Raw genomic sequence first — 7721 nt, 5'->3', positions numbered from 1 at the left:
CCAGGACGAGGAAGATCGCGTTGCCGACCGCGGCCTTGACCAGCAGGTCCACGGGCGCGGCGCCGTGGGCCAGGGCGGCGGCGACCCCGAGCGGATGGACGATCATCTCGAGGCCATCGCCGCCCACGGCTTCGGCGATCCGGCGCTGGATGGGCTGGCGCAGGAGATGGTGCGGCTGCGCTTCTCGGGGCAAGACCTTGACTCCGCGGCCCTCCGACGCCATCTGGCGCAATCGGGTCATGGCGTCTTGATGCACGAGGTCGAGAAGGCGGCGGCAAAGTCCGGCGCGCCCTTCCTGGCCGCAGACAAGCCCCTCGGCGAGGCGCGGATCCGATGGTCGCAGGCGTTCGACGCGCTCACCCGCGTGGCGGCGCTGGAGGATGCCCTGACTTCGGCGCGTGGCGTGCCGGGGCAGGACGAGGCGTTTCGCCGGCTCAAGGCCGAGCGCGACGTCCTGCGTCGCGCGATCAAAACCGGCGAGATTTGGGAAGACAGCGCGAGTTCGTAACAAACGACCTCGCCACACGTTGTATTGGTGGACGGCCTGATCAGCCCTCCATCCGGAGATTGACTGAATGAGTGCGCAGACCGAGACGCAGGAAGCCGAAGCCCAGAGCGACGGTCCGCTGCTCGACCTAACCGACGCCGGCGTCAAGAAATTCATCAAACAGGCCAAGGCGCGCGGCTATGTGACGATGGAGGATCTGAACAAGGTTCTGCCGTCCGAAGAGGTGACGCCGGACGCCATCGAGGACACGCTGGCGATGCTGTCCGAAATGGGCGTCAACGTCGTCGAGGCCGAGGAAGAAGCCGAGCAGAAGGAAGGCGAGGGCGGCGAGGTCGCCGCGACCGCCGAGACCTCCGTGGCCGAGACGCCGGCCAAGGCGGCGTACGACCGCACCGACGACCCCGTGCGGATGTATCTGCGCGAGATGGGCAGCGTCGAGCTGCTCAGCCGCGAGGGCGAGATCGCCATCGCCAAGCGCATCGAGGCCGGCCGCGACGCGATGATCTCGGGGCTGTGCGAGAGCGCCCTGACCTTCGAGGCCATCATGGTCTGGCGCGACGAGCTGGCCAACAACCGCATCCTGCTGCGCGAGGTCATCGACCTGGACGCCACCTATGGCGTGCTCAACCCCTCGTCCCTGCCGCACAATCAGCCGCAGCAACCCGTGCCCGGCTCGCCTGAGGCCAAGGAGGCGGCCCAGGCCCAGGAAACGGACGCGGACAAGGAGGAGGACGAGGAAGACGAGGACTTCGACGATGGCGGCGGGATGTCGATCTCGGCGCTGGAGGCGGAGCTGCGCGATGGCGTCATGGAGGTGCTGGACGCCGTGGCGGCGGACTTCGGCGGCTTCCGCAAGCTGCAGGACAAGCTGGTCGAGGCGCGGCTGAAGGGCGAGACCCTGAACGCCAAGGACCAGAAGGCCTATGACACGCTGACGGCGACCATCTCGGGCCGCCTGAAGACGATGAAGTTGAACAACAACCGCATCGAGGCCTTGGTCGAGCAGCTCTATGCGATCAACAAGCGGCTGATGGGGCTGGAAGGCCGTCTGCTGCGCCTCGCCGACAGCTACGGCATCTCGCGCCCCGAATTCCTCAAGGCCTATTTCGGCAAGGAGCTGGACCCCAACTGGGCCGACAACGTCAAGGACATGGGCGTGCGCTGGACCAAGTTCAGCGACAATGAAAAGGCCCAGATCGCCCAGATCCGCGGCGACGTCGCCGCCGTGGCCACCGAGGCCGGCCTGCCCATCGACGACTACCGCCGCATCGTCCAGACGGTGCAGAAGGGCGAGCGCGAGGCCCGTCAGGCCAAGAAGGAAATGGTCGAGGCCAACCTGCGCCTGGTCATCTCCATCGCCAAGAAATACACCAACCGCGGCCTGCAATTCCTTGATCTCATTCAGGAAGGCAACATCGGCCTGATGAAGGCGGTCGACAAGTTCGAGTACCGCCGCGGCTACAAGTTCTCGACCTACGCCACCTGGTGGATCCGTCAGGCCATCACCCGCTCGATCGCCGACCAGGCCCGCACCATCCGCATCCCGGTGCACATGATCGAGACGATCAACAAGATCGTCCGCACCAGCCGCCAGATGCTGCACGAGATCGGCCGCGAGCCGACCCCGGAGGAGCTGGCCGAAAAGCTGGCCATGCCGCTGGAGAAGGTCCGCAAGGTGCTGAAGATCGCCAAGGAGCCGATCAGCCTCGAGACCCCGATCGGCGACGAGGAAGACAGCCACCTGGGCGACTTCATCGAGGACAAGAACGCCGTCCTGCCGATCGACGCGGCCATCCAGTCGAACCTGCGCGAGACCACCACCCGCGTGCTGGCGTCGCTGACGCCGCGCGAGGAGCGGGTGCTGCGCATGCGTTTCGGCATCGGCATGAACACCGACCACACCCTGGAAGAGGTCGGCCAGCAGTTCTCGGTCACCCGCGAACGCATCCGCCAGATCGAGGCCAAGGCGCTGCGCAAGCTGAAGCATCCGAGCCGGAGCCGGAAGCTGCGGAGCTTCCTGGACAGCTGAGGCCAGGCAGCAGGCAGCAGGCAGCAGGCAACAGGTGCCCGGTGGTGACGCCGGGCCCTTTTCGCGTCCGGAATGGCCCGGTTTGTCCCTGCCGGTTTTGTCCCTGTCGGCGGGACAGGGGCGGGACAGACGGGGACGAGAGGGGGACAGGGGGTTGTCTATAAGATAGATGCGCGCGCCCTACGTCCGATCCTGACGCATCGGCGCGCTACGCTTCCCTCCATGAGCAAGCCGCCGCGCATTCGCCGGTTTCCCGGCCAGCCGACCTGGACCCTGGCGCAGGAGGCCTATCTGGCCGGCGAGAGCGCCGCCTCGATCGCCGCCCGGCTGGATCTGACGGTCAACGGCATCCGCAAGCGCGCCGCCCGCAAGGGCTGGACGCGGACGCAGCACGCCGAGGCGGTCAGGCGCAGCGAACACCCGGCCGAGGCGCTGAGGGCCCTGCTGGCCCGCGTCGGTCGGACCCTCCACGAGGGCCGGACCGAAGCGGCGGCGAGCCTGATCGCCGACGCCGAGCGGCTGGCCCGCGCCGTCCGCGCCGCCCCGCCCCTGCCCCGGCCCGAGCCCTCGCCCGAGGCGATGAAAGCCTGGCGCGAGGCCGAGACCCGGCGGCTGGAGGCCTATTGGGGGCCGCGCGCCCGGGAAATGGCCGAGGCCCTGCTGAGCGACCCCGGTTACGACCTCGGCGACCGCTGGGCCGCCTCGGCCCTGCGCTGGCGCGCCCGGGTGCTGGGCCCCGAACAGGCGGCCCTGGACTTCGCCCGCGGGGTCAGCGGGGGCTGGGCGGAGCGCTACTGGGATGAGGCCGGCGCGCTGTGGCCGCCGCGGCCGCCGGGGAGCGCGGACGGGGGGATGCAGCGGCAGCACGAGCGGGGGTGCGGGTGGCGGCGGGAAATGGGGGAGGATTGGGAGGAGGAGGTGTGAGGGGGTCAGGACGGTCCCAGCTTCTTGCGCAGCTGGCCCAGCATATCGAGCCCCTCCACACGCTTGCCCACCATCAGGTAGAGGCCGCCGCCCGCCCGTTCCCAAGCGGCGCCGATGGCCCGATCTTCGGCCGCGTCGGCCCATCGATCAGCGCCCTTGTACTCGACAACGAAAATCCGGCCGTCGTCCAGTTCGGCGACGAAGTCCGGGTAGGTGCGGTCCTTTGAAGTCTGGAGCCCGAAGGAGCTGGGGTGTTTGGAAACATTCCGGACCCACCACTTCACGCCCTTGAGATTGTCGAGCATCCGCGCGCACTGAATTTCTTCCCCGCCCTCCTTTCCATCGAAGGCGGGAACCCGGTCGAGGAAATGGTTGGAGAAGCGTTCGCCGCCCCGATAGGCGGGCTGATCGTCGTACATGCCGAGGCGGAACTCGAAGGTCTCGCTGGCCAAGGTCCGAACGGGCGCCGCAGGCGCGAAGAGGAATTCCTGGGCCACACTCCGGCGTTCCGCCTCACGCAACGCGTCGATATGCGTCTTCAGCCGTCGGGCGAGGACGTACTTCATCCTCATCAGGGTCGGCACGGTCAGGTCATGATCGCGGATCAGCCGCGTGACCACCGCGCTGATCCAGCCGACTCGATCCGGCTGCGCCAGATCCCAGGCGACGATCTGGCGATCGAGCCAGGCGGTGAGGAACTGCGGAGTCCAGCCCTCGACCTCGCTCTCGGAGAACATCTCCAGAGTCGCGCCGCTGGGGCCGAAGACGACCCGACCACCCTGCACATCGAGCTCGAAGCGGTTCACCGTCTCGGTCAGGGCGTCGACCAGACCGGGCACCTCGGCGGGCTTGTCGGCCAGTTTCCAGTCATGAAGGGCGAACAGCTCCTCAAGATCGGCCAGAACCAGCTCGCCCTGCACCTCGGTCATCAGGCGGGGCACGCGCATGACCTCGCCGCGCGCCGCAGGCGCGAGTTGCGCGAGCCGGGGCGCGAGAGCGGCGGCCGCCGTGGGGGCCGCCTTGATAAGGGCGGCGGCCAAGCCGGGCGTCGCCACGGATGCCGCCGTCAGCGTGAAGCCGCCAGAGGCCGAAGGGGTCGGCGCGATGCCCGCTTCGGCGAAGGCGGCCCGCACCTCGGGCGTGTCCGGAAAGTCGAAGCGGAACGGTTCAGGCACAGGCTCGAACAGCAGGCCTTCGCCCAGCGGCAGTTCCGGGTGTTCAATGGCCTCTTCGGCCTCGCCATCCTCGAAGCCCATGTCGATCAGGGCGTCCTTCAGGGCGGTGGCGGCGGCGTAGAAGGTCGGCTCGGAGACGTGGGCGTAGGCCTTGTTCAGTTCCGCCGCCTTGCGGCGGGTCGCATAGGGCATCCGCAGCACGCGGCCGAGCAACTGCTCGACGGCCGTGGCGCTCTTGATCCCGGCGACCGAGCAGAAGACGTAGGCGAAGGGGCAGTCCCAGCCCTCCTTCAGCGCCTGAACCGTGATGACGTGCTCGATCTTGCAGGCGGGGTCTCGCAGGTCGATCCCGTCCAGCCCGCGCTGATCGCCCGTGGCGACCACGATCCGGTCTTTCGGCACATTGCAGTCGTCGATCAGGTGCTGCTTCAGCACCTCGACCGTCACCTCGCGGTCCCTCGGTTCGGCCTGATACAAGGCGACCGGGCGGATGTAGTCGCGGTCCGCCTCGGCCAGTTTCGCCAGCGCCGCGCGCTTCTCGACCGCCCCGGCCACGGCGCCCTGCCAACTGGCGTGCTCCTGAAGCACGATCGGCAGCTTGATCATCTGCTCGGCCTTCAACTCGGCGGCCGTGGCGTTGAACAGGATGTTGCTGCGCCCCTTGGGCGTGGCGGTGAACTCGACCACGGCGCTGGGGTTCACCCGCTTCCGCATCATGTCGGACAGGCCGGTGACGACGTTGTGGGCCTCGTCCACGATCATCAGCGGCCGGTTCAGGTGCAGCAGGTTGGCGAAGGAGAATTTCACCTTGCCGGCCGCGTCACGCTCCAGATCGGGATGGGCGTCCAGCAGGGCCGACGGCAGACGGCTGAAATGCGCCTCCATCTCCTCGTGGTGGGCGTAGACCTTGCGGCCCTCGGTGTTCTCGACCTTCAGCGCCTGGACGGTGCCGACGATGATGCAGGCGTTTCCGCCCAGGTCCTGCGGCCGGACCTGGGCGAAGTCGGCGATGTCGAACACCCGCACATTGCCGCCGAAGGCTTCGTTCAGGGCGGCGCGATAGGGGTGGCAATGGTTGTTCAGGGCGTCCGCCGTCTGGGCGCGGATGGCGGTCGAGGTGACCAGCCACAGCACCAGCGGATAATCGCGGTTCAGGCCCGCGTCGCGCGCGACATGCACTGTCTCGGCGGCCAGCAGCGTCTTGCCGCCTCCGGTCGGGAGCCGCACGCAGACGTAGGGCACGTCCTCCAGACCCTTGGGCGGGGTGTAGGGTTTGGCGTAGCGGCCGAGCCGCTCCCGGATTTCGGGGCGGGCCGTGATCTCGGCATAGGCGGCGGCCGGGCCGACTTCCTGCGCCCGGGCGAGAAAGTCCCGAAGGACCGTGATCGCGGCGTCCTGATAGGGTTTCAACTGCATCAGCGGCGCGCCTTCACATCATAGGGCGTCTGGCGGAAGGCAATCCGCTCGCGCGCAAGGGTGGCCGGGGTCAGGGCGCTGCGTTCGCCATAGACGATCAGGTCGCCGTCGAAATCGGACGGAAGTCCTTCGCGGATGATCGCCAGCGTCTGGCGGGTCAGGACGTTGCCGCCGGCGGGGCGTTTGTCGCCCAGCACTCCGTTGTAGAGCAGGGCGACGGCGCGGTCGCCGTGGACGCCGAGCAGCGGGCCTTTGACCTCGGGGTCGAGGGGCCGGTTCATCTCGCTGAACCACACGTGGGCGGCCAGCGTGTTGAAGACGATGTCGGCCGTAAGCCGGCCCGCATCGTCGAACACGGGAGGGCCGAGACGCCAGAAGCGGAAGCCGCCGCCGCCGGTCCAATTGCGGGCCTTCGAGACGCCGCCCCGTTCGCCGTCCACGACCTTCGTCAGGCGTGGCTGACAGTGGGTAACGGCGTGGCCGCCCATTTCGATGCCGATGTAACGGCGGCCCATCTTCTGGGCGACGGCGGCGGTGGTGCCGGAGCCGAGGAAGGAGTCGAGGACGAGGTCGCCGGGGTTGCTACCGATATGGATGATCCGTTCGAGGAGGCCTTCAGGCTTGGGGGTGCCGAAAGGCGAGTTGTCCGGAAAGAGCGCTTTAATCTCAGCCTTCGAAGTCCGGTTGCTGCCAACCTCATCCTGACGCCAGATAGTTTCTGCGGGCCGTCCTGATCCGCTGTCCGCATAAATTCGATAGTACGGCGTCCATCCGGCCCGGCCTTGAATCCAGTCGATGCGGTCGCTTTCTTCCTCGGTCTTCTCTTTACGCCATCGCCAAGCGCCATCCGATCCGTCTTGGCGGACGGGAAATACCTCAGTGCCGTCAGGTGCTGTAAGCGCGTAGTAGAGCGTCGGGCGGGCGGCATGACTGTCGCCTTGTCCTCCCATGGCGCGCAGGGGCTTCAGATAGTATTGCCGGCCCTCTCCATCGACCTTGTCGTAGTGAGCGGGTGCTTGGTCGACGGTGAGCCGATTCCACGTCAGCTTCTCCGCGTCCCGGGCAAAGCACAGCGTGTTGTCGTGTCGATATGAGAAGGTCACGGCGTCCATACGCGGACTGTCAGCTTTCTCCCAAATTGCATTACCTATAAAGTTCTTCCGCCCGAAGACCTCGTCCATGACGACCTTGAGATAGTGCCCCTCGTTGTCATCGATCGACACCCAGATCGAACCGTCCTCGGATAGAAGCTCACGCAATAATTCCAGCCGGGGCCACATCATCGCCAGCCAGCGGCTGTGCTCGAGGCTGTCGTCGTAATGCTCGAAGGCCGAGCCGGTGTTGTAGGGCGGGTCGATGTAGATGCATTTCACCTGACCGGCGTAGAAGGGCAGCAGGCTTTTCAGCGCCTCCAGATTGTCGCCCTGGATCAGCATATTGCCCGTGTCCGGGTCGCCGTGGCCCAGCTCCGGCGCCTCCTGCAACAGGCGATAGGGCGCGCGGCCGGCGGTCTTGAGGTCTTCGTCGCGGGTCAACCAGGAAAGCGTGGGCATGGGCTGTCATCGCCCGGTTCGCGGGGGCGTTGCAAGCGGGGGACGGCCGCTAGCCCCTCCACCGCTTCGCGGTCCCCCTCCCCATCGCTGCGCGACAGGGAGGAGACGGGGGAGCT

Annotated in this window: 4 protein-coding genes and 1 pseudogene; 3 read left to right on the top strand and 2 right to left on the bottom strand. The window is 67.4% G+C overall.

Annotation, left to right across the window (positions count from 1 at the left end):
• From RDU12_RS09715 to RDU12_RS09705, 3 genes and pseudogenes are all read left to right on the top strand, one after another.
• Positions 1-508, top strand: a pseudogene (locus RDU12_RS09715) (DNA primase); the annotation flags it as partial.
• Between the two features lie 67 nt (positions 509-575).
• The gene (rpoD, locus tag RDU12_RS09710) at positions 576-2537 is read left to right on the top strand and encodes an RNA polymerase sigma factor RpoD (RefSeq protein ID WP_300292714.1); all 1962 of its coding nucleotides are present in this window, start codon (positions 576-578) and stop codon (positions 2535-2537) included.
• A 222-nt stretch (positions 2538-2759) separates the two neighbouring features.
• Positions 2760-3461, top strand: coding sequence for a hypothetical protein (locus RDU12_RS09705; protein WP_308684524.1), 702 nt, complete (start codon positions 2760-2762; stop codon positions 3459-3461).
• Between the two features lie 5 nt (positions 3462-3466).
• Here the strand turns inward: RDU12_RS09705 and RDU12_RS09700 are convergent, their stop codons facing one another.
• Positions 3467-6052, bottom strand: coding sequence for a DEAD/DEAH box helicase family protein (locus RDU12_RS09700; protein ID WP_308684523.1), 2586 nt, complete (start codon positions 6050-6052; stop codon positions 3467-3469).
• The gene (locus RDU12_RS09695; protein ID WP_308684522.1) at positions 6052-7605 is read right to left on the bottom strand and encodes a site-specific DNA-methyltransferase; all 1554 of its coding nucleotides are present in this window, start codon (positions 7603-7605) and stop codon (positions 6052-6054) included. The genes RDU12_RS09700 and RDU12_RS09695 overlap by 1 nt, the downstream gene beginning before the upstream one ends.
• Between the last annotated feature and the right edge of the window lie 116 nt (positions 7606-7721).

This window comes from Brevundimonas sp. (genome assembly GCF_031082345.1).
Lineage (GTDB): Bacteria > Pseudomonadota > Alphaproteobacteria > Caulobacterales > Caulobacteraceae > Brevundimonas.
Note: the sequence above shows the minus strand (reverse complement) of the source record. Positions and strands in the feature narration are given on the sequence as shown.

Coding starts and splice junctions, on each gene's coding strand:
- rpoD (WP_300292714.1), top strand. CDS start 576: ATGAGTGCGCAGACCGAGACGCAGGAAGCCGAAGCCCAGAGCGACGGT.
- RDU12_RS09705 (WP_308684524.1), top strand. CDS start 2,760: ATGAGCAAGCCGCCGCGCATTCGCCGGTTTCCCGGCCAGCCGACCTGG.
- RDU12_RS09700 (WP_308684523.1), bottom strand. CDS start 6,052: ATGCAGTTGAAACCCTATCAGGACGCCGCGATCACGGTCCTTCGGGAC.
- RDU12_RS09695 (WP_308684522.1), bottom strand. CDS start 7,605: ATGCCCACGCTTTCCTGGTTGACCCGCGACGAAGACCTCAAGACCGCC.